At 66.9% G+C, this 24,683-nt stretch carries 22 protein-coding genes; 8 read left to right on the plus strand and 14 right to left on the minus strand.

All coding sequences use genetic code 11. The features are described 5' to 3' along the window. Positions 1 to 18 precede the first annotated feature (18 nt). Together ACFIMZ_RS29890 and ACFIMZ_RS29895 are read right to left on the minus strand one after the other, a co-directional pair. Positions 19 to 417, minus strand: coding sequence for a nuclear transport factor 2 family protein (locus ACFIMZ_RS29890; RefSeq protein ID WP_431823063.1), 399 nt, complete (start codon positions 415 to 417; stop codon positions 19 to 21). 10 nt (positions 418 to 427) lie between these two features. Beyond that, complete coding sequence (locus ACFIMZ_RS29895; RefSeq protein WP_431823064.1) at positions 428 to 1,813, minus strand: MFS transporter; 1,386 nt, start codon at positions 1,811 to 1,813, stop codon at positions 428 to 430. A gap of 170 nt (positions 1,814 to 1,983) precedes the next feature. Here ACFIMZ_RS29895 and ACFIMZ_RS29900 point away from each other — a divergent pair, with 170 nt between their 5' ends. Further along, entirely contained in the window at positions 1,984 to 2,898 is a 915-nt protein-coding gene (locus ACFIMZ_RS29900) for a LysR substrate-binding domain-containing protein (RefSeq protein WP_431823065.1), read from the plus strand. Between the two features lie 39 nt (positions 2,899 to 2,937). Here the strand turns inward: ACFIMZ_RS29900 and ACFIMZ_RS29905 are convergent, their stop codons facing one another. The 5 genes from ACFIMZ_RS29905 to ACFIMZ_RS29925 all read right to left on the minus strand — a co-directional run bounded on the left by ACFIMZ_RS29905 (position 2,938) and on the right by ACFIMZ_RS29925 (position 7,836). Continuing rightward, positions 2,938 to 4,470, minus strand: coding sequence for an amino acid permease (locus ACFIMZ_RS29905; RefSeq protein WP_431823066.1), 1,533 nt, complete (start codon positions 4,468 to 4,470; stop codon positions 2,938 to 2,940). A gap of 128 nt (positions 4,471 to 4,598) precedes the next feature. After that, entirely contained in the window at positions 4,599 to 5,063 is a 465-nt protein-coding gene (locus ACFIMZ_RS29910; protein WP_010096032.1) for an Lrp/AsnC family transcriptional regulator, read from the minus strand. Positions 5,064 to 5,162: 99 nt separating this feature from the next. Then, the gene (locus tag ACFIMZ_RS29915) at positions 5,163 to 5,921 is read right to left on the minus strand and encodes a dimethylarginine dimethylaminohydrolase family protein (RefSeq protein WP_431823067.1); all 759 of its coding nucleotides are present in this window, start codon (positions 5,919 to 5,921) and stop codon (positions 5,163 to 5,165) included. Between the two features lie 173 nt (positions 5,922 to 6,094). Next, entirely contained in the window at positions 6,095 to 7,339 is a 1,245-nt protein-coding gene (locus tag ACFIMZ_RS29920; protein ID WP_431823068.1) for a DUF1479 domain-containing protein, read from the minus strand. A 107-nt stretch (positions 7,340 to 7,446) separates the two neighbouring features. Further along, on the minus strand, positions 7,447 to 7,836 hold the full coding sequence (locus ACFIMZ_RS29925) for a VOC family protein (protein ID WP_431823069.1): 390 nt from the start codon (positions 7,834 to 7,836) through the stop codon (positions 7,447 to 7,449). Positions 7,837 to 7,909: 73 nt separating this feature from the next. Between ACFIMZ_RS29925 and ACFIMZ_RS29930 the strand changes: the two genes are divergently transcribed. After that, on the plus strand, positions 7,910 to 8,881 hold the full coding sequence (locus ACFIMZ_RS29930) for a helix-turn-helix domain-containing protein (RefSeq protein ID WP_431823070.1): 972 nt from the start codon (positions 7,910 to 7,912) through the stop codon (positions 8,879 to 8,881). Positions 8,882 to 8,971: 90 nt separating this feature from the next. Here ACFIMZ_RS29930 and gltA read toward each other — a convergent pair whose 3' ends face one another. From gltA to ACFIMZ_RS29965, 7 genes are all read right to left on the minus strand, one after another. Continuing rightward, complete coding sequence (gltA, locus tag ACFIMZ_RS29935) at positions 8,972 to 10,273, minus strand: citrate synthase (RefSeq protein WP_431823071.1); 1,302 nt, start codon at positions 10,271 to 10,273, stop codon at positions 8,972 to 8,974. 54 nt (positions 10,274 to 10,327) lie between these two features. Further along, the gene (locus ACFIMZ_RS29940; RefSeq protein WP_431823072.1) at positions 10,328 to 10,600 is read right to left on the minus strand and encodes a succinate dehydrogenase assembly factor 2; all 273 of its coding nucleotides are present in this window, start codon (positions 10,598 to 10,600) and stop codon (positions 10,328 to 10,330) included. Between the two features lies 1 nt (position 10,601). Then, on the minus strand, positions 10,602 to 11,303 hold the full coding sequence (locus tag ACFIMZ_RS29945; RefSeq protein ID WP_017330018.1) for a succinate dehydrogenase iron-sulfur subunit: 702 nt from the start codon (positions 11,301 to 11,303) through the stop codon (positions 10,602 to 10,604). Positions 11,304 to 11,324: 21 nt separating this feature from the next. Then, a complete protein-coding gene (gene sdhA, locus ACFIMZ_RS29950) occupies positions 11,325 to 13,100 on the minus strand; it encodes a succinate dehydrogenase flavoprotein subunit (protein WP_431823073.1) in 1,776 nt (591 codons plus the stop codon). A gap of 3 nt (positions 13,101 to 13,103) precedes the next feature. Next, complete coding sequence (sdhD, locus tag ACFIMZ_RS29955; RefSeq protein ID WP_431823074.1) at positions 13,104 to 13,472, minus strand: succinate dehydrogenase, hydrophobic membrane anchor protein; 369 nt, start codon at positions 13,470 to 13,472, stop codon at positions 13,104 to 13,106. Positions 13,473 to 13,475: 3 nt separating this feature from the next. Next, entirely contained in the window at positions 13,476 to 13,892 is a 417-nt protein-coding gene (sdhC, locus tag ACFIMZ_RS29960) for a succinate dehydrogenase, cytochrome b556 subunit (RefSeq protein ID WP_042587413.1), read from the minus strand. A 178-nt stretch (positions 13,893 to 14,070) separates the two neighbouring features. Beyond that, positions 14,071 to 14,874 (minus strand): GntR family transcriptional regulator, encoded by an 804-nt coding sequence (locus ACFIMZ_RS29965; RefSeq protein WP_431823075.1) that lies wholly within the window; start codon positions 14,872 to 14,874, stop codon positions 14,071 to 14,073. Positions 14,875 to 15,172: 298 nt separating this feature from the next. On the opposite strand from ACFIMZ_RS29965, the gene ACFIMZ_RS29970 reads away from it, so the two are divergent. From ACFIMZ_RS29970 to ACFIMZ_RS29995, 6 genes are all read left to right on the plus strand, one after another. Then, positions 15,173 to 16,156 carry a malate dehydrogenase gene (locus tag ACFIMZ_RS29970; RefSeq protein WP_059566007.1) on the plus strand — a complete coding sequence of 328 codons (984 nt, stop codon included), beginning with the start codon at positions 15,173 to 15,175 and terminating at the stop codon, positions 16,154 to 16,156. Between the two features lie 167 nt (positions 16,157 to 16,323). Beyond that, positions 16,324 to 17,331 (plus strand): HpcH/HpaI aldolase/citrate lyase family protein, encoded by a 1,008-nt coding sequence (locus ACFIMZ_RS29975; protein ID WP_431823076.1) that lies wholly within the window; start codon positions 16,324 to 16,326, stop codon positions 17,329 to 17,331. A gap of 186 nt (positions 17,332 to 17,517) precedes the next feature. Then, positions 17,518 to 18,024: a hypothetical protein gene (locus tag ACFIMZ_RS29980; RefSeq protein ID WP_431823077.1), complete on the plus strand. Its 507-nt coding sequence runs from the start codon at positions 17,518 to 17,520 to the stop codon at positions 18,022 to 18,024. Positions 18,025 to 18,046: 22 nt separating this feature from the next. Beyond that, entirely contained in the window at positions 18,047 to 19,498 is a 1,452-nt protein-coding gene (locus ACFIMZ_RS29985; protein ID WP_431823078.1) for a bifunctional 2-methylcitrate dehydratase/aconitate hydratase, read from the plus strand. 52 nt (positions 19,499 to 19,550) lie between these two features. Continuing rightward, positions 19,551 to 22,268 (plus strand): aconitate hydratase AcnA, encoded by a 2,718-nt coding sequence (acnA, locus tag ACFIMZ_RS29990; protein WP_431823079.1) that lies wholly within the window; start codon positions 19,551 to 19,553, stop codon positions 22,266 to 22,268. A gap of 620 nt (positions 22,269 to 22,888) precedes the next feature. Continuing rightward, entirely contained in the window at positions 22,889 to 24,622 is a 1,734-nt protein-coding gene (locus ACFIMZ_RS29995) for a S53 family peptidase (RefSeq protein WP_431823080.1), read from the plus strand. Positions 24,623 to 24,683 lie beyond the last annotated feature (61 nt).

Below are 24,683 nucleotides of genomic sequence, written 5' to 3' on the forward strand. Positions count from 1 at the left end.
CAGCTGTCGCGCGTGGCGTCAGCCGGCAACCGGCGTCTCGTGCAGATGCCGCCACACGATACGCCCGTGCGCATCGCGCTCGAATACGACGGTCGAGCGCCTGACGGTGCGTCGCCCCACCCCGTCGGTCTGTGTCTCGCGATAGCCGATCACGGCGCCGCCATCGCACGCGGCGATTTCCCGCCATTCGTCGATCTCGATCCGCAGCCCGGGGCGCGCATTCCAGCCCTGCGAAAACAGCGCGTCAACGCCCGCGTAACCGATCAGCGCACCTTGCAGCGTAATCATCGAGAACTGCGGCGAGAAGCGCGCCAGCAGCGTCGCGAGCCGCCCGGACGCCGCGCGGCCGGACAGCCATGCTTCGATGTCGACGTGCGCGTCGACGACTTCCTGGAAATACGGATTCGGCAGATTCATTGCATCACTCTCAGGATCGTTGGGAAACCGGTTGCGCGAGCGCAGCGGGACGTGTTGCAAGCCGTGCGACGAGCAGCAGCGGGATCAGCGTCAGCGCGGCCGCGAGCGCGAAGCTCTGCCGGTAAGGCAGCAGCGCCGGGCCGCCCGCGTCGAGCGCCAGCAACCCGTTGAACGCGCTGCCGAGCACCGCGACACCGACACAGAAGCTCAGTTGCCGGTTCAGGTTCCACAGCGCGCTCGCGTCGCCCATGCGCTCCCCCGGCACGTCGACGAACGCCGCGCTTTGCGCGGTGCTCGTGCACAGGCTGGCGCCGAACCCCATCGCGGCGAACGCGGCCACGCGACCCGCTTCGAGTGCGGCCAGCGGCGTCGCGAGCAGCACGATGCCCGCGCAGTCCACCACGATGCCGCCGACGAACAGCGGCTTCGCGCCCCAGCGCGGCAAGCCCCGGCGCGTCGTCGCGATGGCGGCGAACGACGCGATCGCCCACGGCGCCATCAGCGCGCCCGCATGCGTGGCGCTCAGTCCGAGACCGTTCTGCAGGTACAGCGCGGCGACGAGATTGACGCCCGCGAATACCCCCGGCACGCACAGATAGATGACGACGCCGGCGCGCAGCAGCGGCTGCGCGAGCAGGCCGAGATCGAGCAACGGCGCGGCGGTACGGCGCGCGTGCCACACGTAGCCGACGCCGGCGGCGAGCGCGGCCGCGAGCGTCGGCATCGCGAGCCGGCCCGCGCCGGGCTGGCCGGCGAACGTCAGGCCGAACAGCAGCGCGACGAGCGCCACGGCGCTCAGGCCGAATCCCGGCCAGTCGAGCGGCTCGGGCCGCGCACGCACGCCGTCGGGCGGCAGCCACGCGAACGCGAGGCCGCAGGTCGCGACGGCGAGCGGCAGCATGCCGGCGAAGATCGCCCGCCACGACACCCGGTCGACGACAACGCCGCCGAGCGCCGGCGACAGCGCGGGCACGAGCAGCGCGACCATCATTACGATCGACGTCAGATGCGCGCGCGCGTCCGGCGGGTACGCGCGATACGCCATCGCCTGCCCGACCGGAATCAGCAGGCCGCCGCCGAGCCCCTGGACCAGGCGCCACGCGAGCAGCGCGCCGATCGACGCGGACAGCGCCACGCCGAGGCTCGCGCATCCGAACAGCAGCAGCGACGCCGACAGCACCCGCCGTTCGCCGAACCGGCGCGCGAGCCATGCGCCGAGCGGGATCACGACGGTCAAGCCGAGCACGTACGCGTTGCCGACCCACGCAAGCTGCGCGACCGACGCGCGCAGCTCGCGCTGCAGCGCCGGATACGCGGCGTTGAGCATGAACATGTTGGCGAGATCGATCGCGAAGCCGAGCAGATAGACGGCGGCGATCCTGGAGCGGTCGGACATGTCGGCGGAACTCGAACGAAACGCCGCAGTGTAAGGTCCGAAGGCCGCACGGATAAGGCCGGCGATGCGAACGGTCCGGTCGAAAAATTTTGACAATCCGCGCGCGCCGCCGCGCATTCCCGGTACCCTTCGATCCGGATATCGTTTTTCGCACGGAGATCGACACAACCATGGTGAGCCTGGATCGTTTCGCCGTCTTCCGCGCCGTGGCCGAAGCGGGCTCGTTCACGGCCGCCGCGGCCGCGCTGAACCAGGCGCGCGCGGCCGTCAGTTTCAACATCAAGCAGCTCGAAGCCGAACTGGGCGTGACGCTCCTCACGCGCACGACCCGCCGGGTCGAACTGACCGACGCGGGCGAGCGCTTCTACAAGCGCTGCCTGCGCGTGCTCGACGAAGCCGACAGCGCGATCGACGACGCGCGCGGCGAGCACGGCGGCATGCACGGCAGCCTGCGGGTGACGTCGACGGTCGAATATGCGTCGATGGTCGTCGCGCCTGCGCTGCACGCGTTCACGCAACAGCATCCCGCGCTGCGGGTGCGGCTCGAGACGCATACGTCGCAGGTCGATCTCGTGCGCGACCGCTTCGATGTCGCGATCCGGCTCGGACGCCCGGAGCAGTTCGCGGACCTGCCGTATCGCGGCGTGTGTCTCAGCAGCTACGACGTCCGGCCGGTCGCGTCCCCGGCGCTGCTCGCGGCGGCCGGCGCGGCGCGCATCGACACGCCCGACGCGCTCGCCCGCCTGCCCCAGCTCGGGCACAGCCAGCTCGAGCGCGTCGCCGCGTGGCCCCTCGTGGGCCGCGACGGCAGCGAGCACGTGTTCCGGCCGGGCGCGAAACCGCGGCTCGTCGTCGACAACGCGTCGGTGCTGCGCGAGCTGGCCCGGCAAGGCAGCGGTGTCGCGCTGTTGCCGGAATGGCTCGTGCGCGACGATCTCGCGCGCGGCGCGCTGGTCGATGCGCTGCCGGGCTACCGGTTTCCGCGGCAAAGCGTGTACGCGCTGTACGTGTCGACGCGACACGTGCCGCAGAAAGTGCGCGCGTGGGTCGATTTCATGAAGGCGTACCTGAGGCACGCCCGCTGACGCGGCGGTGTTTGCGCCGACCCGACACCCGGCCTCCGGTCAACGCTTCGCGCCGTGCGCGCCGGACGCCGCATCGACCGCTTCGACGGACCGGTTCAGCCACGAGCCGATCTCCATGTCCTCGTAGCGCACCAGCCGGCTCTTGCGGACCCGCCGATAGCCCCACCAGATCGCGACGAACAGCGGAATCCACACGTAGATCGACAGCACCTCCATCCAGTCGATTTTCTCGGCGAAGAACGCCTGATAGTCCTGGCCGAGCGAAATCACGGCGCACGTCGCGATCGCGAACAACGGCCCGAACGGGAACCACTTCGCGCGATACGGCAACTGGTCGAGCCGGTAGCCCTGCTTCAGGAAACCCTTGCGGAACCGGTAGTGGCAGACGGCGATGCCGAGCCATGCGATGAAGCCGGTGATGGCGACCGTGTTCAGCAGCCACAGATAGATCCGCTGGTTGTCGGCCAGCGATGTCAGGAAGCACAGCCCGCCGACCGCCATCGTCGCGTACAGCGCGTTGCGCGGCACGCCGCCCGGCGACAGCGTCGCGAACATCGCCGGAGCGCGGCCCTCGCTCGCGAGCGTGTACAGCATTCGCGTCGCCGCATACGTGCCGGAATTGCCGGCCGACAGCACCGCGGTCAGGACCACGAGATTCATCGCGTCCGCGGCGAGCGGAAAACCGGCATGGCTGAAGACCAGCGTGAACGGGCTCACGCCGATATCCGTCACGTCGCCTTTCAGCAGGTTCGGGTCCGTGTACGGAATCAGCAGGCCGATCACGAAGATCGCGAGCACGTAGAACAGCATGATGCGCCAGAAGATCTGCTTCACCGCGCGCGGGATCGTCTTGCGCGGATGCTCGGATTCGCCGGCCGTGATCCCCACCAGCTCGGTGCCGAGGAACGAGAATCCCGCGATCAGCGCGACGCTCATCATCGCGCGCACGCCGCCGACGAACGGCGCATCGCCCTTCGTGAAATTGCGCCAGCCGACCGCGTGTCCGTTCCCGAGCAGGCCGGCCGCGATCAGCAGCCCGGCCGCGATGAACGCGACGACGGTGACGACCTTGATCAGCGAGAACCCGTATTCGGATTCGCCGAAGCCGCGCACGGACAGCGTGTTCAGCAGGAAGATCAGCACGAGGAAGCCCGCGCCCCACCAGACGCCCGGCACGTCGGGAAACCAGTAGCGCATCACGATCTGTCCGGCCACGAGCTCGATCGCGATCGTCACGGCCCAGCTGTACCAGTAGGTCCAGCCGAGCGCGACGCCGAAGCCTTCGTCGACGTATTGCTCGCCATAGACCGCGAACGATCCCGATACCGGCATCAGCGCGGCCATTTCGCCGAGCCCCGTGACGACGAAATAGACCATCAACCCGATCACGACATACGCGGCGATCGCGCCGCCCGGCCCCGCCTGCGCGACCGATGCGCCGGACGCGACGAACAGCCCGGTGCCGATCGAGCCGCCGATCGCGATCATCGCGATGTGGCGGCCCTGCAGGCGGCGCTTCAGCGTCGTCGTCGACGGTGCGGCCGCCCCTTCTGTCGCTTGCAGTGCATCCATGTCGTTCACCCCGGGAACACCCGATTTGATCACGTTAATTCGGAATGCAAATCAACTGGCCTGCTTTTTTGCGTCGGTTGCTGGCGGATTAAGACTCGAAGTGGTGCGCGGCGACACACCCCGCGGCGTTATACGCCGCTGCGCTTGATCACCTGCAGCTCCGCCGTCGTGACGATCTTCTCGATCCTGAATCGCGGGCTCTCGAGCCATGCGTTCGCGATCCGGCGATACTCGTCGAGATCCTCGCAAGCAAGCCGCACGAGAAAATCGAACGTGCCGCTGACGAGCCAGCAGTCGAGCACCGCCGGGTTCGCGCGCATTTCCTCTTCGAACGGCGTCTGCGAGCGCCCGTGATCGGCGAGCACGATCTGCGCGAGCACGACGATCGACTTCTTGTCGCGCGGCGCATGGATCACCGCGCGGTAGCCCGCGATGATCCCCAGCGCCTCGAGCCGCTCGACGCGAGCCTGGCATGGCCGCGGCGTCAGGTTCACGCGCTCCGAAAGCTGCCGGTACGAGATTCGTCCGTCGTTACGCAGGATGTCGAGGATCCGGAGATCGATCTTGTCGAGCTGCATCTTCTTGTCGGGCATCCGCGTTCGCTCCAGTCGGGTGATGGCTGGCGCGCGCAGCCTCTCCGGCTGCGCACGCGCGCCCCATTATCCGGCCGAACCGGACCGCATGCCATCCGGTCAGAACCGCAGCGACAGGCAGGTCAGGCCGCCGTCCATCTTGCGGAACTCGCTCGTATCGATCACGTGCAGCGGCAGGCCCAGCGGTTCGAGGCTGGCATGGACGCGCGGATAGCCGGCCGGCGTGATCAGCGCGTCGTTCACGCGCAGCGTGTTGCCCGCGTATTCGTCGGCCGGTGCGACCACGATCCGGCGGAACCCCGCGAACGCGGCATGCCCGGCCAGCGCGTCGTTGACGAGCAGCGTGTCGTCGCCGACGCAGTTGACGACCGACTTCAGGTGCAGCCCTTCGCCGACCGGCACCGCGACGACCGTGTAGCCATATGGCGCGACCAGCGACGCGAATGCCGCGATGCCGTCGGCGTCGGTGCGGCCGGTCAGCCCGATGTAAAAGCGCTTGCCGACCAGCATCACGTCGCCGCCGTCGAGACGGCCGTCGCGCATCGGCAGCAGGTCGCGATGCACGGCGAGCGGCGCTTCGATGTGTGCGATTTCGCCGCGCCGCGCGGGCGCGCCCGGACGCGTGATGACCGCGAATTCCGGCGTGACCACGGCGACGTCCTCGACGAAGTGCGCATCCGGAAACGCGTCGAGCGGCGGCAGTTCGACGAGTGCGACGCCGAGCGTGCGCAGCGTGTCGCAGTATGCGTGGAACTGCGTCAGCGTCCTGTCGTAATCGGGCGCGCCGAGCTGCGCGGTCGTGAGGCCGGCGGCGCACGATGCGGCCGGGCGGCGAACGATGGCTTGCGTGAAATGCATCGACTCCTCCTTGGTCATGAGCCGCGGCCGGCGCGTAGCGCCGCGCCGCCGCCCTGTGTTCCTGACCATTATCGGGAGTCAAAATAGGCCGGTTGCGTCGATTTCCGCTGCGCGGACAGCCGATTGCGTCGAATTGACAAAGACTCGCAGCCGATTCGGCGGTGCGCCGGGTGTTACAGCCCGAACCCCATCTGCGCGCGACCAAGCGGCGTCAGGTCCCCTTGCGCGCCCCGCCCGTCGAACCCGACCTCGAAGTGATCGGCCGGAAAATCCGGCGGGCTTTCGCCGCGCAGGAACGCGGGCAGCTGACGCCGCAGATACGCGTCGTTCTTCGCGCAGCCCGGCGCGGCGGCGATATACATCACGTTGCTGTCGCCGCTGCCGCGATGCGCATCCTCGACCGCGTGCACGACGTCGCCGTGCCAGAACACCGCATCGCCCGGCTCCATGTGCGGAATCGGCACCAGCGCGTCGAGCAGCAGCGCATGCCACTCGGGCAGGATCGACAGCGCGCGGCCGGGACGCGCGCCGCACAGGTCGTCGTCGGCCACGTCGTCCTGCAGCGCGCGCAGCACGACGTAGGCCATCGCGTTCGCGACCGGAACGAGCTGCAGCGTGCCGTCGCCGGGCCCCTGCGGCGTCAGCGCGGTCCAGCCCTGGAACGTGCGGAACATCGAGCATACGGCCGGCGACGGAATCTCCTCGACGTCGGGACGGAACGCCGCGTCGAACGGGTCGTACGCGCGCCAGTTGCCGGCCAGCACGTGCCGGTAGACCTGGCGAAAGTTCGCGCCGAGCCAGCGCTCGACGGAACCGCCATCGACGTGCGGCGACAGTCCGAGCGACGTCGAGCCCGGCGGCCGGCGGCGAATCCGGTCCGCATAGGCCGGCACCTGCTCCGGGTCGAAGTGCGCGCGAGCGCCGTCCGCATGACGCCACAGCCAGTTCAGGAACACGCGCGCCTGCGTGAGCGCCGGCGACTGGCGCGCGGCTACCTGCGGTTTCGACCAGTAGACGCCATGGATCTGCGGCTTGCCGGACGCGAGGTTGCCGAAGTAGCGGTCTTCGGCGCGTGCGTGCAGCCGCTCCGCCAGGCGATTCGCGTCGAGATAGGCGCCGATCTCGTCGTTCCAGTCGCGCGCCTGCCGTGCGTCGAACACGCCGCGGATCACGCACGCGCCGCGCGCGCGGAGCGCGTCGATCGCGAGCGGATCGACCGTCCCGTTCGCGATGTGCGCGAACGGCAGCACCGGAATCACGTCGTCGCCGCGCGCGTGCGCGCGGCGAATCGCATCGACCTGTCGCGCGATGCCGCCCTCCAGTTCGCGGAACGCGGTTGCATAGCCGGGCAGATCCGCGCGCAGCGTCCGTTTCGCGGCGCGAATCGCGGCCGGTAGGTCGTCGATCGTCAGTGGCATCGTTGTCACCAGTCTTGGGGTTGGAATGTGACGCCAGCTTAGTGCCGCCGCATCCCGCCGCTTGCCGCGATCCGGTCAACTATCGATACAATCCCGACAACCGAGCGTCACTCCGGCCGGTGGCAGGCCACGCAGAGCTTGTTGCCGTCCGGATCGCGGAAATACGCGCCGTAATAGTCGGGGTGATAGTGCGGACGCAGGCCGGGCGGCCCTTCGCTTGCGCCGCCGCGCTGCAGCGCAAGCGCGTGACAGCGATCGACGAGCGCGCGCGTGGCGGCGACGAACGCGATCGTCTGGCCGTTGCCCGGCGCGGGCGGACCGCCGTCGAGCGGCCGGCCGATGAAGAACAGCGGCCGGTCCGCGTCGGCCGGCATCCAGCCGCAACAGTCGTCCGGTTCGCGGAATTTCAGCCGCAGACCGAGCGCGTCGAACAGCGGCGCATAGAAATCGTAGGCGCGCGCCATATCGCTGACGCCCACGCAAACGTGTGAAAACATCGGCTTCGCTCCGTCGTGACGATCCCGCACGATCATGCCACGGCGCGACGCCTGCCGTCGCCCGGAGGCCGCGATGAAACCGCAATACGAGCACGTGACGTTCGCGCCCGGCTGTTCGATCCGGGTCTATCACCGCAAGCTCGCGCGCATCCCGTTCGAATGGCATCGCCATCCGGAGTACGAACTGACGCTGACGCTCAACAGCCGCGGCAAGCGCTTCATCGGCGACCACCTCGCGAGCTATGCGGACGACGATCTCGTGCTCGTGCCGCCGAACCTGCCGCACACGTGGTCGTCGAACGAGCGCATCGATCCGGATGTGCCGCAGGTCGCGCTGGTGGTCTGGTTCGACGGTGACTGGGTGTGGCGGCTCGTCGATTGCTGCCCCGAATACGCGCCGCTGCGTTCGCTGCTGCGGCGCGCGGCGCCGGGCCTGCGCTTCGGCATCGACGCGGCCCGCGCGATGCGGGCCCGGCTGCCTCGATTGCTCGACCCGTCGCCGCGCGAACGACTCGCCGCGACGCTCGACACGCTCGCCGAGCTGGCCGAGGCCGGCGGCGAACCGCTCGCGACCGCACCGGCGTACGACCGGCCCGACGAACGCACGCCCGCCTCCGACGCGCCCGAAGCCGAACGCCTCGACCGCGTGCTCGACGTGATCGACCGGCGCTTCCACGAACCGCTGCGCGTCGACGCGCTCGCCGCCGTCGCGCACATGTCCGAGCGCACGCTGCAGCGGCTGTTCGTCCGGCATCTCGGCGAAAGCGTCGGCCGCTACGTGCAGCGCCTACGGATCGCGCATGCGTGCCGGCACCTCGTCGGCACCGACTGGCCGATCGCGACCGTCGCCGCGCGCTGCGGGATTCCGAACGCCGCGAACTTCAACCGGCAGTTCCTCGCGACCCGCGGGATGACGCCCGGCGCCTACCGGCAGTTCTTCCTGCGTCACGGCCATCCGCCCGCGGACGACGCGCCTGCGGATCTCGACACGCGCCCGCCGTCGCTGGAACGCCGGGCCACGACGGCAACCACGCCGCGCCAATGAAAACACCCCGGCGGGCAAACCCGCCGGGGTGTCTTGGCATGGCGATCGCCCGACGCGAACGGCCTGCCGGCCATTCGCGCCGCACACGGCTTAGCGTGCGCTGATCGGCTTCGCTTCGCGCGGCGCGTCGCCGATGAAGAGCTGCCGCGGACGGCCGATCTTCTGCTCCGGATCCGCAATCATTTCGTTCCACTGCGCGATCCAGCCGATCGTACGCGCCATCGCGAAGATGCACGTGAACATCGACGTCGGGATGCCCAGCGCGCGCTGGACGATGCCCGAGTAGAAGTCGACGTTCGGGTACAGCTTGCGCGACACGAAGTACTCGTCTTCCAGCGCGATCTTCTCGAGCTGCATCGCGAGCTTGAACAGCGGGTCGTCGTGCAGGCCCAGCTCGTTCAGCACTTCGTAGCACGTTTCGCGCATCAGCTTCGCGCGCGGATCGTAGTTCTTGTACACGCGGTGACCGAAGCCCATCAGCTTCACGCCCGAGTTCTTGTCCTTCACCTGCTTGATGAACTCGGGGATGTTGTCCGGCGTACCGATCTGCTCGAGCATGTTCAGCGCGGCTTCGTTCGCGCCGCCGTGCGCCGGGCCCCACAGACATGCGATACCGGCCGCGATACATGCGAACGGGTTCGCGCCCGACGAACCGGCCAGGCGGACCGTCGACGTCGATGCGTTCTGCTCGTGGTCGGCGTGCAGGATCAGGATGCGGTCGAGCGCGCGGACGAGCACGTCGTTGACCTGGTATTCCTCGCACGGATTCGCGAACATCATGCGCATGAAGTTCGCGCTGTACGACAGATCGTTCTGCGGATACACGAACGGCTGGCCGATGCTGTACTTGTACGCCATCGCGACGAGCGTCGGCAGCTTCGCGATCATGCGGATCGCCGACACTTCACGGTGACGCGGGTCGTTGATGTCGAGCGAGTCGTGGTAGAACGCCGACAGCGCGCCGACTGCGGCGACCAGGATCGCCATCGGGTGCGCGTCGCGGCGGAAACCGCGGAAGAAGAACTGCATCTGCTCGTGCACCATCGTGTGCTTCGTGACGGTCGCGACGAATTCCTTCTTCTGCGCCTCGTTCGGCAGCTCGCCCTTCAGCAGCAGGTAGCAGGTCTCGAGGAAGTCGGCGTTCTGCGCGAGGTTGTCGATCGGGTAGCCGCGATACAGCAGCTCGCCCTTGTCGCCGTCGATATACGTGATCGCCGAGTTGCAGGATGCCGTCGACATGAAGCCGGGGTCGTACGTGAACTTGCCGGTCTGGCCGTACAGCTTGCGGATGTCGATCACGTCCGGGCCCATCGTACCCTTGTAGATCGGCAGTTCGACGCTCGGCGAGTTGTCGCTGAACGATAGCGTGGCTTTTACATCAGACGGAGTCATGGCACATCCTCAATCGAAATATAGAAACGGGATTCGATAACGGGCGTAACGCGGTTAGACGTTGCGCAGCATCTCCAGCAGCCGGTGGACTTCAGGGCTGTCAAGGTCGCCTTCTGGTTCCTTGCGCGCGAGGAGCAAGTCCATCAGGTCGTTGTCGCTCAGATCGAGCAGGCGCGTCAGCGCGCCTACGTCTGCATCGGTGAGGTCATGCTCGTATCGGCTGAAGAAACGATCGAAGATCAGATCGTTCTCCAGCAGACCCCGCCGCGCGCGCCAGCGAAGGCGCGCGCGGCGGTGCGGGTCGGATTGATGTGCGGTGTCGCTCATCTCAAACCGCACGGCGGACCATCAGTTCCTTGATCTTGCCGATCGCCTTCGTCGGATTGAGGCCCTTCGGGCACACGTCGACGCAGTTCATGATCGTATGGCAACGGAACAGACGATACGGATCTTCAAGGTTGTCGAGGCGCTCGCCGGTCGCCGTGTCGCGGCTGTCCGCGATGAAGCGGTAAGCCTGCAGCAGGCCGGCCGGGCCGACGAACTTGTCCGGGTTCCACCAGAAGCTCGGGCACGACGTCGAGCAGCTCGCGCACAGAATGCACTCGTACACGCCGTCGAGCTCGTCGCGTTCCTGCGGCGACTGCAGGCGCTCCTTCTCGGGCGGCGGCGCGTCGTTGATCAGGTACGGCTTGATCGAGTGGTACTGGTTGAAGAAGTGCGTCATGTCGACGATCAGGTCGCGCACGACGGGCAGGCCCGGCAGCGGGCGCAGCACGATCTTCTGCGGCAGGTCGTTCAGGTTCGTCAGGCACGCGAGGCCGTTCTTGCCGTTGATGTTCATCGCGTCCGAACCGCACACGCCTTCGCGGCACGAACGGCGGAACGACAGCGTCTCGTCGACGGCCTTCAGCTTGACCAGTGCGTCCAGCAGCATGCGCTCATGCTGGAGGTCCAGTTCGTACGTCTGCATGCGCGGCGCTGCGTCCTTGTCCGGATCGTAGCGGTAGATTTCAAAAATGCGTTTTGCCATTTCGGATTCCTTTGACTCGGCTTAGAACGTGCGCGGCTTCGGCGGCACGGAGTCGACCGTCAGCGGCTTCATTTGAACCGGCTTGTAGTCGAGGCGGTCGCCTTCGCTGTACCACAGCGTGTGGCGCAGCCAGTTCTCGTCGTCGCGATGCTCGTAGTCGCTGTGCGCATGCGCGCCGCGGCTTTCCTTGCGGGCTTCCGCCGACACCATCGTCGCGCGTGCGACCTCGATCAGGTTCTCCAGCTCGAGCGCTTCGACGCGCGCGGTGTTGAACACCTTCGACTTGTCCTTCAGGTGGATGTTGGCAACCCGCTCCTTCAGGCCGGCCATCTGTTCGACGCCTTCCTTCAGCAGCGCCGACGTGCGGAACACGCCTGCGTGCTTCTGCATCGTCGAACGGATGTCGTTCGCGACGTCCTGCGTGTATTCGCCCGACGACGACTTCTCGAGCTTGTTCAGGCGCTCCAGCGCGCGGTCGGCCGCATCGGCCGGCAGCGGCTTGTGATCGCGCTGGTTCTTCACGTGCTCGACGATGTGGTTGCCGGCCGCGCGGCCGAACACCACGAGGTCGAGCAGCGAGTTCGTGCCGAGGCGGTTTGCGCCGTGCACGGACACGCACGAGCATTCGCCCACTGCGTAGAAGCCGTTGATCGGCTCCTTGTGATCGCGCGACGTGCCGACGACCTGACCGTGGATGTTGGTCGGGATGCCGCCCATCTGGTAGTGGATCGTCGGGACGACCGGGATCGGTTCCTTGATCGCATCGACGTTCGCGAACTTCAGCGCGATTTCGCGGATCGACGGCAGACGCTTCATGATCGTCTCGGCGCCGATGTGCGACAGGTCGAGCAGCACGTGGTCCTTGTTCGGGCCCACGCCGCGGCCTTCCTTGATTTCCTGGTCCATCGAGCGGGACACGAAGTCGCGCGGCGCCAGATCCTTCAGCGTCGGCGCATAGCGCTCCATGAAGCGCTCGCCGTTCGCGTTGCGCAGGATGCCGCCTTCGCCGCGCACGCCTTCCGTGATCAGCACGCCCGCGCCGGCCACGCCGGTCGGGTGGAACTGCCAGAATTCCATGTCCTGCAGCGCGATGCCCGAGCGGGCCGCCATGCCGAGGCCGTCGCCGGTGTTGATGAACGCGTTGGTCGACGCCGCGAAGATCCGGCCTGCGCCGCCCGTCGCGAACAGCGTGGTCTTGCCTTCGAGGATGTAGACGTCGCCCGTTTCCATTTCGAGGGCCGTCACGCCGAGCACGTCGCCGTCCGCGTCGCGGATCAGGTCGAGCGCCATCCACTCGACGAAGAACTGCGTCTTCGCCGCGACGTTCTGCTGGTACAGCGTGTGCAGCAGCGCGTGACCGGTACGGTCGGCGGCCGCGCAGGCGCGCTGGACCGGCTTCTCGCCGTAGTTCGCGGTGTGGCCGCCGAACGGGCGCTGGTAGATCGTGCCGTCCGCGTTGCGGTCGAACGGCATGCCGAAGTGCTCGAGCTCGTACACGACGTTCGGCGCTTCACGGCACATGAACTCGATCGCGTCCTGGTCGCCGAGCCAGTCGGAGCCCTTGATCGTGTCGTAGAAGTGATAGTGCCAGTTGTCTTCGCTCATGTTGCCGAGCGATGCGCCGATCCCGCCCTGTGCGGCGACCGTGTGCGAACGCGTCGGGAACACCTTCGACAGCACGCAGACCGACAGGCCCGCACGCGACAGTTGCAGCGCCGCACGCAAGCCGGAGCCGCCCGCGCCGACGATCACCACGTCAAACTTGCGACGCGGGAGGGAAGTTTTGATTGCAGCCATTCTTTACACTCTCCAGAGAATCTGCGCGGCGTAGCCCGCACATGCGAGCAGCCAGACGATGGTCAGCGATTGCAGCAGCAGGCGCACACCGACGGGCTTCACGTAGTCCATCCAGATGTCGCGCACGCCGACCCATGCGTGGTAGAAGAGGGAAAGCAGCGTCACGAAGGTGGCAAGCTTCATCCATTGCGCGGAGAAGATCGACGCCCAGCCTTCGTACGAGAAATCGTGCGCGCCGAAGAACAGCACCAGCAGGATGATCGTGTAGACGGCCATGATCGTGGCCGTGATGCGTTGCGCGAGCCAGTCGCGCAGGCCGTAGTGCGCGCCGACGACGAGGCGCTTCGAGCCGATTCGGTTGTTGGCTGCCATTTCTTAGAATGCTCCGAACAGTTTGAGGGCCATCGCGATGGTCAGCAGCGACGAGACGGCGATCACGACGACCGAAGTCGACTTGCCGCGCTCCTTGGTGACGGCATCGTGGTTGATGTCCATCAGCAGGTGGCGGATGCCGGCGCAGAAATGGAGGAAGAACGCCCACGACAACACGAGGACGATGAGCTTGACGATGACGTTGGAGAGAAAGAACTTGAAGCCTTCGAAGCTGAGCTCGGAGGTGAGGCTCTGGTCGAAGAGGAACAGCAGGAACGGAAGGAACAGGAACAGCAGCGCACCGCTGACTCGATGGAGGATCGAAACCTTCGCCGCTAGCGGCAGGCGATATTTCATCGTGATGTCGCCGAACCCGATGTTCCGGTATTCCGGCCTCGGCTTTCTTACTGCGTCAGTCATGCTAGACCCCTACTTATGTTGTGACACTAATCCGCGATTTTAGCGCCTTTTTATATCGCGCTGCAGCGAAAACCTGCTCAGGAGCGTTACGCAAACGCGAACAAAGGCGACCCGAAACGTGCTTCGCGGACAGTGTGGGGAGCGCGAATGCACGAGACACGAGCCGATACCCGCATCGTCAGCTCAAGTCGTTCTGATAGTAATACCCGGTTGTGACATACCAGCCGCGCCGCACTTCCACCGGCCGGTCACCATATGTATAGGACACGCGCTCGACCGATAGCAACGGGAAACCTGTCGGCACGTGCAGCAGGTCGGCCACCGCCGGCTCCGCCGCCACCGCGCGGATCTTCTCCGACGCGCGAATCATGCGGGTGCCGAACTCCGTCTCGAACATCGCGTAGAGCGGCCCCTTGTACTCGCTGAGCCGCTCGAACGTGAGGCCCCGGAACATCGTGCCCGGCAGCCAGATCTCGTCCAGCACCGTCGTCTCGTTCTCGAATTCGAGCAGGCGGCGCACCTGCACCACCGGGTCGGCCGGCTTCAGGTCGAGCTGGCGGGCGATCTCGGCCGGCGCACGCGTCCGGCGGCACTCGAGCAGGCGGCTCACGTGCGCGTGCTCCGCGCCGTCGTCGGCCAGGAGGCGCAGGAACCGGAATTGCGCGCGGTCTTCATTGTGCGTCGCAACAAACGTACCCTTGCCCTGCCGGCGCACCACGAGGTTTTCGGCGGCCAGCTCGTCGATCGCCTTGCGCACCGTGCCTTGACTGACCTTGTAGCGGCCGGCAAGCTCCACTTCGCTCGGAATGATCTCGCCCGGCTTCCATTCGCCCGACTCGAGACTCTGCGTGATCAATGCCTTGATCTGCTGGTATAAAGGGCTGAACGTCGGCGCCGACGAAGGCGCGACCTCGGCCGCGCCCGGCTGCCCTGGGCCGCCTGCGCCGGTCGGATTCGCGTTGTTCGCCTGGTTCGATGTCATGGCGCGCATTTCATCACAAACCGCGCTTTTCCGTCCACTCAAATTCCGCAAAACATCTGTCTTATATAAGACATATGATACCGTTTGACTTTGCGTCCTTCGACTCCTAAACTCCGGGTCGAGCAAGGGTTCGCGGGTGGCAAAGCGCGTCCCCGGCCACGTGCCTCGGCCCGTCTCCAGGTTCACCGCGCATGCAACCGCGAGTCCTCCGCCCTGCTTCAAAGCAACGCTTCGCCTAACGCGCATAGAATGGCGTTTTCCCGAGCGTCCCACGCTTCACCCGTCCTGGAGATTTTCAATGGCTAAGCCCGCAAAGCGCGTTGCCGTCACCGGCGCCGCAGGTCAAATCGCTTACTCGCTGCTGTTCCGCATCGCGAACGGCGACCTGCTCGGCAAGGACCAGCCGGTCATCCTGCAACTGCTCGACCTCCCGCAAGCCCAAGCCGCCGTCAAAGGCGTCGTGATGGAACTGGACGATTGCGCGTTCCCGCTGCTCGCGGGCGTCGTGATCACCGACGACCCGAAAGTCGCGTTCAAGGACGCCGACGTCGCGCTGCTGGTCGGCGCCCGTCCGCGCTCGAAGGGCATGGAGCGCAAGGACCTGCTGTCGGCGAACGCCGAGATCTTCACGGTCCAGGGCGCCGCGCTGAACGAAGTCGCGAGCCGCGACGTGAAGGTGCTGGTCGTCGGCAACCCGGCCAACACGAACGCGTACATCGCGATGAAGTCGGCGCCGGACCTGCCGAAGAAGAACTTCACGGCGATGCTGCGCCTCGACCACAACCGCGCGCTGTCGCAGCTCGCGGCCAAGTCGGGCAAGCCGGTCGCGTCGATCGAGAAGCTCGCGGTGTGGGGCAACCACTCGCCGACGATGTACCCGGACTTCCGCTTCGCGACCGCCGAAGGCGAATCGCTGCTGAAGCTGATCAACGACGACGTCTGGAACCGCGACACGTTCATCCCGACCGTCGGCAAGCGCGGCGCGGCGATCATCGAAGCACGCGGCCTGTCGTCGGCGGCATCGGCGGCGAACGCGGCGATCGACCACGTGCGTGACTGGGTGCTCGGCACGAACGGCAAGTGGGTCACGATGGGCATTCCGTCGGACGGTTCGTACGGCATCCCCGAAGACATCATCTACGGCGTGCCGGTCGTGTGCGAAAACGGCGAGTACAAGCGTATCGAAGGCCTGGAAATCGACGCGTTCTCGCGCGAGAAGATGGACGGCACGCTGGCCGAGCTGCTCGAAGAGCGTGACGGCGTCGCCCACCTGCTGAAGTAAGGCGCCGGCCGCGCCGCCCGCGGGCGGCACGGCTGCGGCGCGGGCCGGCGGCATGCCACCGGCCCGCCTCGCCCCCGATCCGATCCGGATGCGTTTTGCCGCCACTGGCCCAGAACGCGCCCGCATCCGATTTTTCCACGCTAGCCTGCCTTCTAGACGTAGAGAAGATGTCCGCGCTTACACCTGCACAAGTGTTGTACGACGGTGCGTCCCCGCCCGCGATCCTGCCATGCTGCGACCACTACGCCGGCAGCGAGAAGCTGATGCGCAAGTCGCTTGCGCTGCAGGCCGGGATGGGCCCGGTGTTCGACATCACGCTCGACTGCGAGGACGGCGCGGCCATCGGCCAGGAAGCCACGCACGCGGAACTGGTCGCCGGCCTGCTCGGCAGCGCCGACAACCGCTTCGGGCGGGTCGGCGCGCGAATCCACGATTTCTCCCACCCCCACTGGCGCGACGACGTCCGGATCATCCTGCGCGCGACGCAGGCGCCGGCCTACATCACGCTGCCGAAGATCGCGAACGCCGCCGACGCCGCCGAGATGTGCGCGTTCATCGAAGGCACGCGCCGCGAGCTCGGCATCGCGCGGCCGATTCCGGTCGACGTGCTGGTCGAGACCCACGGCGCGCTCGCTCACGCGGCCGCCCTCGCCGCACTGCCGCTCGTCGGCACGCTGAGCTTCGGGCTGATGGACTTCGTCTCCGCGCATCACGGCGCGATTCCCGACAGCGCGATGCGCTCGCCCGGCCAGTTCGAGCATCCGCTCGTGCGCCGCGCGAAGCTCGAGATCGCCGCGGCGTGCCATGCGCACGGCAAGACGCCGTCGCACAACGTGACGACCGAGGTGCGCAACATGAGCGTCGTCGCGAACGACGCGCGCCGCGCGCGCGACGAGTTCGCGTACACGCGGATGTGGAGCATCCACCCGTCGCAGATCCGGCCGATCGTCGACGCGTTCGCGCCTCGCACCGACGAAGTCGCGCTCGCCGCCGAGATCCTGCTGGCCGCGCAGGCCGCCGACTGGGGTCCGACACGGCATTGCGATACGCTGCACGATCGTGCGAGCTACCGCTATTACTGGTCGGTGCTGCGCCGCGCGCAGGCGACCGGCCAGCCGGTGCCCGCCGAGGCGGCGCCGCTGTTCGGCCCGGCCGCCGCGGGAAATACACCGTGAGCGCGACGCGATCGCCGGCTTGCTAAACGACAAAAAACGTAACGGAGCCCGAAAACCTGAAATATGCGCGGCCAAATAGGCGAAAATAGCGGCCGCTGCGCGCTTCCGGGGCGCGTGCAGTTCAACCCGGCCGACGGCCCGACGCCGCCGGCCCATGTCAACTGATTATCGAAAGGTTCTGACTCCATGAAGAAACTCCTGATCGCTACCGCCATCGGCGCCCTGTCCGCCACGATGCTGGTCTCGGCTCCGAGCGCGTTCGCCCAGGAAGCGGGCACGACCGCGAAGAAGGCAACGGCCAAGCGCCCGGCGCCGGCCAAGCGCATCATCCCGCGTAGCAAGAAGGCACAGGCGCGTGCCGCGGCCAAGGTCGATCCGGTGCCGGAAGGCGCAGCCAAGTGGGCGTGCAAGGACGGCCTGTCGTTCGACCTCGCCGGCGACATGAAGCGCGACCAGGTCGTCACGGTTCACTGGGCGAAGAAGAACTACAAGCTGCCGCGTCAGGCAACGACGACGGGCGCCGACACGTTCTACGATCCGGCAGCCGGCTTCAAGCTGGTCGTGATCCCGACCAAGGCGATGCTGTTCAGCGACGCGAACGGCGGCGAGCGCCTCGCGGACGAGTGCGTGACGCCGGAAATGGCGCAAGGCACGCCGGCGCCGACGCAATCGAACGAGCTGAAGAACAACTAAGCCCGTTCTCCCAGGCCCCTCGATGTCCGCCCCGATCTCCAGCGTCCGCCCTGCCCCGGATCCGGTACTCGTCGACATCGTCGACTACGTGCTGAATGCGGGGATCGACAGCGCACCCGCGCTGGAGACCGCGCGTCATTGCCTGATCGACACGCTCGGCTGCGGACTCGAGGCGCTGTCCTACCCCGCCTGCACCAAGCTGCTCGGCCCCGTCGTACCCGGCACGATCGTGCCGAACGGCGCGAAGGTCCCGGGCACGTCGTTCCAGCTCGATCCGGTCAAGGCCGCGTTCGACATCGGCGCGACGATCCGCTGGCTGGACTTCAACGACACCTGGCTCGCCGCCGAATGGGGCCATCCGTCCGACAACCTCGGCGGAATCCTGGCGACGGCCGACTGGCTGTCGCGCACCGCCGTCGCCGCCGGCAAGACGCCGCTCGCGATGCGCGACGTGCTGATCGCGATGATCAAGGCCCACGAGATCCAGGGCTGCATCGCACTCGAGAATTCATTCAACCAGGTCGGGCTCGACCACGTGCTGCTCGTCAAGGTCGCGTCGACCGCCGTCGTCGGCCAGCTGCTCGGGCTCACGCGCGACGAGCTGATCAACGCGGTATCGAACGCGTTCGTCGACGGCCACGCGCTGCGCACCTACCGGCACGCGCCGAACACGGGCTCGCGCAAGTCGTGGGCGGCCGGCGACGCGACGTCGCGCGCAGTGCGCCTCGCGCTGATCGCGAAGACGGGAGAAATGGGCTACCCGTCGGCGCTGACCGCGCAGACCTGGGGCTTCTACGACGTGCTGTTCAACGGGCAGCCGTTCCGCTTCCAGCGCCCGTACGGCACGTACGTGATGGAGAACGTGCTGTTCAAGATCGCGTTCCCGGCGGAATTCCACGCGCAGACGGCCGCCGAAGCGGCCATGCAGCTGCACGCGCAGCTCGCCGCGGCCGGCCGCTCGACCGACGACATCAGCCGGATCACGATCCGCACGCATGCGGCGGCGATCCGCATCATCGACAAGCAGGGGCCGCTCGCCAACCCGGCGGACCGCGACCACTGCATCCAGTACATGGTCGCGGTGCCGCTGCTGTTCGGCCGGCTGACGGCGGCCGACTACGAGGACGCGGCCGCCGCGGACCCGCGCATCGACGCGCTGCGCGCGAAGACGGTGTGCGTCGAGGACCCGCAGTTCACGAAGGATTACCACGATCCGGACAAGCGATCGATCGCGAATGCGCTGACGATCGAGTTCGCGGACGGATCGAAGCTTGCCGAAGTGGCGGTCGAGTACCCGATCGGCCACAAGCGACGCCGTGCCGACGGCATCCCGCTCCTGATCGAGAAGTTCAGGACCAACCTTGCCCGCCGCTTCCCGGCAAAGCAGCAACAAGCGATTCTCGACGTGTCGCTGGACCAGGCAAAGCTCGAAGCGATGCCGGTCAATGAATACGTCGACTTGTATGTGATATAGCCGTCAGATACAGGACTCTTTGTTTCCTAGACTTAAACCCAGGAAAATCACCATGGCCCACAATCTCCACAAGACCCTCAAGGAATTCGACAGCGGTTCCGGCAAAGGCAAGTTCTATTCGCTGCCGCAGCTCGGCAAGGAACTGAAGACGAAGATCGAGCGCCTGCCGGTGTCGATCCGTATCGTGCTCGAGTCCGTGCTGCGCAACTACGACGGCAAGAAGATCACCGAGGAACACATCGAGCAGCTCGCGAACTGGAAGCCGACCGCCAGGCGCGTCGACGAGATTCCGTTCGTCGTGTCGCGCGTCGTGCTGCAGGATTTCACGGGCGTGCCGCTGCTCGCCGACATCGCGGCCATGCGCGGTGTCGCCAAGCGCGCCGGCAAGAACCCGAAGAAGATCGAGCCGCTGGTCCCGGTCGATCTCGTCGTCGACCACTCGGTCCAGATCGACTACTTCGCGCAGAAGGACGCGCTCGACCTGAACATGAAGCTGGAATTCCAGCGCAACAACGAGCGCTACCAGTTCATGAAGTGGGGCATGCAGGCCTTCGACACGTTCAAGGTCGTGCCGCCGGGCATCGGCATCGTCCACCAGGTGAACCTCGAGTACCTCGCGCGCGGCGTCCACAAGAAGAAGGACGCTGACGGCACGGTCTTCTACCCGGACACCCTCGTCGGCACGGACAGCCACACGACGATGATCAACGGCATCGGCGTGGTCGGCTGGGGCGTGGGCGGCATCGAGGCGGAAGCCGGCATGCTCGGCCAGCCGGTGTACTTCCTGACGCCGGACGTGGTCGGCGTCGAGCTGAAGGGCCAGCTGCGCGAAGGCGTGACGGCCACCGACCTGGTGCTGACCATCACCGAAATGCTGCGCAAGGAAAAGGTCGTCGGCAAGTTCGTCGAGTTCTTCGGTGAAGGCACGAAGACGCTCGCGCTGCCGGACCGCGCGACGATCGCGAACATGGCGCCGGAATACGGCGCGACGATGGGCTTCTTCCCGGTCGACGAGAAGACGATCGACTACTTCAAGGGCACGGGCCGCACGAAGGCGGAAATCGCCGCGTTCGAAAACTACTTCAAGGCGCAGGACCTGTTCGGCATTCCGAAGGCCGGCGAAATCGACTACACGAAGACGCTGACGCTGGACCTCGCAACGGTCGCGCCGTCGCTGGCGGGCCCGAAGCGTCCGCAGGACCGCATCGAGATCGGCAACGTCAAGTCGACGTTCACCGACCTGTTCTCGAAGCCGGTCGCGGAAAACGGCTTCGCGAAGAAGGCGGAAGACCTGGGCACCGAATACAAGACGAGCAACGGCGTCGACGTGAAGAACGGCGACGTGCTGATCGCCGCGATCACGTCGTGCACGAACACGTCGAACCCGAGCGTGCTGCTGGCTGCCGGCCTGCTCGCGAAGAAGGCCGTCGAAGCCGGCCTGACCGTCGCGCCGCACATCAAGACGTCGCTCGCCCCGGGATCGCGCATCGTCACCGAGTACCTGACGAAGACGGGCCTGCTGCCCTACCTGTCGAAGCTCGGCTTCGAAGTCGCCGCCTACGGCTGCACGACCTGTATCGGCAACGCGGGCGACCTGACGCCGGAACTGAACGAAGCGATCGTCAAGAACGACATCGTCGCGGCGGCCGTGCTGTCGGGCAACCGCAACTTCGAAGCGCGCATCCACCCGAACATCCGCGCGAACTTCCTGGCCTCGCCGCCGCTCGTCGTCGCTTACGCGATCGCCGGCAACATCACGCGCGACCTGATGACCGAGCCGGTCGGCCAGGGCAAGGGCGGCAAGGACATCTACCTCGGCGACATCTGGCCGACGAGCGACGAAATCCACGCGCTGCTCAAGTACGCGCTCGATCCGAAGAAATTCGAGGACAACTACTCGAAGCTGACCAAGAAGGGCGACCTCTGGAGCAAGATCGAGGGCGAGTCGGGCCAGGTCTACGATTGGCCGAAGTCGACGTACATCGCGGAGCCGCCGTTCTTCGGCAAGGAATTCTCGATGGAACCGGCCGACGAGATCGTCACGGTCAAGGGCGCGCGCGCGCTCGGCATCTTCGGCGACTCGGTCACGACCGACCACATCAGCCCGGCAGGCTCGATCAAGGAAGACTCGCCGGCAGGCAAGTGGCTGAAGGAGAACGGCGTGCAGAAGGCCGACTTCAACAGCTACGGCTCGCGCCGCGGCAACCATGACGTGATGATGCGCGGCACGTTCGCGAACGTCCGGATCAAGAACCTGATGATCCCGGCGAAGGCAGACGGCACGCGCGTCGAAGGCGGCCTGACGATCCACCAGCCGAGCGGCGAACAGCTGTCGATCTACGACGCGGCGATGAAGTACATCGACGCCGACACGCCGACCGTCGTGTTCGCGGGCGAAGAGTACGGCACCGGCTCGTCGCGCGACTGGGCGGCGAAGGGCACGCAGCTGCTCGGCGTGAAGGCCGTGATCGCACGCAGCTTCGAGCGGATCCACCGTTCGAACCTGGTCGGCATGGGCGTCCTGCCGCTGCAGTTCAAGGGCGCGGACAGCATCCAGTCGCTCGGCATCACCGGCGACGAGACGTTCGACATCGAAGGCCTCGGCGACGACTTCAAGCCGCAGCAGGACGTCACGCTCGTGATCAACCACAAGAACGGCGAAACGAAGCGCGTGCAGGTGCTGCTGCGCATCGATACGCCGATCGAAGTCGACTACTACAAGCACGGTGGTATCCTGCCGTTCGTGCTGCGCTCGCTGCTCGCAGCGTAAGCGCTCTGCTTTTGCAGGTGCCGCACCGCTTCGGCGGCTGCGGCCGATTTGGAAGCCCGGCCTCGCGCCGGGCTTTTTTTTCGCCCGCGCGCCCGATAGAGCAATCATTCTAAAGCGGGGTCCGGACGCGTAACCCGAAAGCCGGCTGCAAGACTGCGCCGCGCGCTGTTCCACCATTCGGCACGCCGCGCCCCTTCAACGCGGATTTCTGCATGCGCCGGCGGCATCGAGACGCCGTGCCAGAAAGCTTGCCGCAAGCCCCGACCAGATAGTGCGACGCTGCAGTGCGAACGCGGCGCTCGGTCCGAGCCGCCGGGCGACCCCTCGCACGCCGCCGCGATGCGCGATTCGCCGCCCACGCGGCTGCCGTGTCTGCCCGAATGACGCACGCGCTGCCCGCCGCCACGCGATGCGCGTGCGCATCCGTTCCGCAGCCCGCGCCGACGCGCCGCCCGCCACTGCCCCGCTCGGTCGCCGCGCGGGGCGCGCCTTGTCAGAACTGACAGCTGATGTTTCTCTCAGCTACCCGAAGCGTTATGGCGTCCTACGCTCCACTGCGCTCGCGGCCCCACAAGGGCCGGGGGTTCCAGCAACGTCGTCTCTCCTCAAAAGGACACCCGATGAAAAGGAACACCTGGTTTTCCCTGTCTCTGCCGTCGCCCCGCCGTCTCGCCTGCGCATGGCCGCTCGTACTTGCCGCCGGCGCGGCACACGGCGCGACGGACTGGGTCGACACACACACGAAGGCCTTCCTGACCGGCCCGCAGCTGATGGCGCGCAGTGCGGCGCCGTCGCTCGAACTGGCAGCGGGCGAAACGACCGGCGTCGTGGTCAGCCTGAACCTGCGCAACGCCGCGCAGCTCAAGCAGCTCGCGCGCGACGTCAACCGCCGCGGCAGTGCGCAGTACCGCAAGTTCCTCACGCATGAGCAGTTCCTCGCGAACTACGCGCCGACCGACGCGCAGGTCAAGTCGGTCGTCGACTATCTGCGCAAGAGCGGCTTCGTCGACATCGAGGTCGCGCCGAACCGGCTGCTCGTTTCCGCGCGCGGCACCGCCGGCACGGTCAAGACCGCGTTCAACACGTCGCTCGTGCACTTCCAGTACGCGGGCCGCTCGGGCTTCGCGAACGCGTCCACCGCGCAGGTGCCGCGCGCGCTGAGCGACGTCGTCGGCTCGGTGCTGGGGCTGCAGAACGTCGCGCGCGCGCATCCGCTGCTGCGCATCGGCAACGTCGCGAAGCCGACGGCGCTCGCCGCGGGCACCGCGACCGGCCACTATCCGAAGGAATTCCCGGCCCTCTACAACGCGACCGGCGTACCGACCGCGGCCGGCGTCACGGTCGGCATCATGACGATCGGCGGCGTCGCGCAGACGCTGCAGGACCTGAAGACCTTCACGTCCAGCAACGGCTACGGCGCGGTGTCGACGCAGACCGTCCAGACCAACGGCTCCGGCGGCAACTACAGCGACGACCAGGAAGGCCAGGGCGAATGGGATCTCGACAGCCAGTCGATCGTCGGCGCTGCAGGCGGCAAGGTCGGCAAGCTCGTGTTCTACATGGCGGACCAGAACGCGTCGGGCAACACCGGGCTCACGCAGGCGTTCAACCGCGCGGTGTCGGACAACGTCGCGAAGGTGATCAACGTGTCGCTCGGCTGGTGCGAGACCGACGCGAACGCCGACGGCACGCTCAACGCCGAGGAGCAGATCTTCACGACGGCGGCCGCGCAGGGCCAGACGTTCTCGGTGTCGTCCGGCGACGAAGGCGTGTACGAGTGCAACAACCGCGGCTATCCGGACGGCTCGAACTATACGGTGTCGTGGCCGGCCTCGTCGCCACACGTGCTCGCGATCGGCGGCACGACGCTGTATACGACCTCCTCGGGCGCGTTCTCGAACGAGACGGTCTGGAACGAAGGGCTCGACGGCAACGGCAAGCTGTGGGCAACGGGCGGCGGCGTCAGCACGATCCTGCCCGCCCCGTCGTGGCAGTCGGGCAGCAACCGCCAGTTGCCGGACGTGTCGTTCGATGCCGCGCAGAGCACCGGCGCGTACATCTACAACTACGGCCAGTTGCAGCAGATCGGCGGCACGAGCCTGTCGGCGCCGCTGTTCTCCGGCTTCTGGGCGCGCATCCTGGCGGCGAACGGCACGGGCCTCGGGTTCCCGGCGGGCAACTTCTACCAAGACATTCCGTCGAACCCGTCGCTCGTTCGCTATGACGTCGTGTCCGGCAACAACGGCTATCAGGGCTACGGCTACAACGCGGGCACGGGCTGGGACTACACGACCGGCTTCGGCAGCCTGAACATCGCGAACCTCAACCAGCTGGTCAAGTCAGGCGGCTTCTGAGCGAGGCGTGCAGGGCCGGCGCGCGGGGCGTTTCTCCGCGCGCCGTTTTTTTTGCTTCTTC

Source organism: Burkholderia sp. F1 (assembly GCF_050813845.1).
Classification (GTDB): Bacteria; Pseudomonadota; Gammaproteobacteria; order Burkholderiales; family Burkholderiaceae; genus Burkholderia; species Burkholderia ubonensis.

Excerpts from the sequence above, each read along its gene's own strand:
- ACFIMZ_RS29890 (WP_431823063.1), bottom strand. The coding sequence starts at position 417 with ATGAATCTGCCGAATCCGTATTTCCAGGAAGTCGTCGACGCGCACGTC.
- ACFIMZ_RS29895 (WP_431823064.1), bottom strand. The coding sequence starts at position 1,813 with ATGTCCGACCGCTCCAGGATCGCCGCCGTCTATCTGCTCGGCTTCGCG.
- ACFIMZ_RS29900 (WP_431823065.1), top strand. The coding sequence starts at position 1,984 with ATGGTGAGCCTGGATCGTTTCGCCGTCTTCCGCGCCGTGGCCGAAGCG.
- ACFIMZ_RS29905 (WP_431823066.1), bottom strand. The coding sequence starts at position 4,470 with ATGGATGCACTGCAAGCGACAGAAGGGGCGGCCGCACCGTCGACGACG.
- ACFIMZ_RS29910 (WP_010096032.1), bottom strand. The coding sequence starts at position 5,063 with ATGCCCGACAAGAAGATGCAGCTCGACAAGATCGATCTCCGGATCCTC.
- ACFIMZ_RS29915 (WP_431823067.1), bottom strand. The coding sequence starts at position 5,921 with ATGCATTTCACGCAAGCCATCGTTCGCCGCCCGGCCGCATCGTGCGCC.
- ACFIMZ_RS29920 (WP_431823068.1), bottom strand. The coding sequence starts at position 7,339 with ATGCCACTGACGATCGACGACCTACCGGCCGCGATTCGCGCCGCGAAA.
- ACFIMZ_RS29925 (WP_431823069.1), bottom strand. The coding sequence starts at position 7,836 with ATGTTTTCACACGTTTGCGTGGGCGTCAGCGATATGGCGCGCGCCTAC.
- ACFIMZ_RS29930 (WP_431823070.1), top strand. The coding sequence starts at position 7,910 with ATGAAACCGCAATACGAGCACGTGACGTTCGCGCCCGGCTGTTCGATC.
- gltA (WP_431823071.1), bottom strand. The coding sequence starts at position 10,273 with ATGACTCCGTCTGATGTAAAAGCCACGCTATCGTTCAGCGACAACTCG.
- ACFIMZ_RS29940 (WP_431823072.1), bottom strand. The coding sequence starts at position 10,600 with ATGAGCGACACCGCACATCAATCCGACCCGCACCGCCGCGCGCGCCTT.
- ACFIMZ_RS29945 (WP_017330018.1), bottom strand. The coding sequence starts at position 11,303 with ATGGCAAAACGCATTTTTGAAATCTACCGCTACGATCCGGACAAGGAC.
- sdhA (WP_431823073.1), bottom strand. The coding sequence starts at position 13,100 with ATGGCTGCAATCAAAACTTCCCTCCCGCGTCGCAAGTTTGACGTGGTG.
- sdhD (WP_431823074.1), bottom strand. The coding sequence starts at position 13,472 with ATGGCAGCCAACAACCGAATCGGCTCGAAGCGCCTCGTCGTCGGCGCG.
- sdhC (WP_042587413.1), bottom strand. The coding sequence starts at position 13,892 with ATGACTGACGCAGTAAGAAAGCCGAGGCCGGAATACCGGAACATCGGG.
- ACFIMZ_RS29965 (WP_431823075.1), bottom strand. The coding sequence starts at position 14,874 with ATGACATCGAACCAGGCGAACAACGCGAATCCGACCGGCGCAGGCGGC.
- ACFIMZ_RS29970 (WP_059566007.1), top strand. The coding sequence starts at position 15,173 with ATGGCTAAGCCCGCAAAGCGCGTTGCCGTCACCGGCGCCGCAGGTCAA.
- ACFIMZ_RS29975 (WP_431823076.1), top strand. The coding sequence starts at position 16,324 with ATGTCCGCGCTTACACCTGCACAAGTGTTGTACGACGGTGCGTCCCCG.
- ACFIMZ_RS29980 (WP_431823077.1), top strand. The coding sequence starts at position 17,518 with ATGAAGAAACTCCTGATCGCTACCGCCATCGGCGCCCTGTCCGCCACG.
- ACFIMZ_RS29985 (WP_431823078.1), top strand. The coding sequence starts at position 18,047 with ATGTCCGCCCCGATCTCCAGCGTCCGCCCTGCCCCGGATCCGGTACTC.
- acnA (WP_431823079.1), top strand. The coding sequence starts at position 19,551 with ATGGCCCACAATCTCCACAAGACCCTCAAGGAATTCGACAGCGGTTCC.
- ACFIMZ_RS29995 (WP_431823080.1), top strand. The coding sequence starts at position 22,889 with ATGAAAAGGAACACCTGGTTTTCCCTGTCTCTGCCGTCGCCCCGCCGT.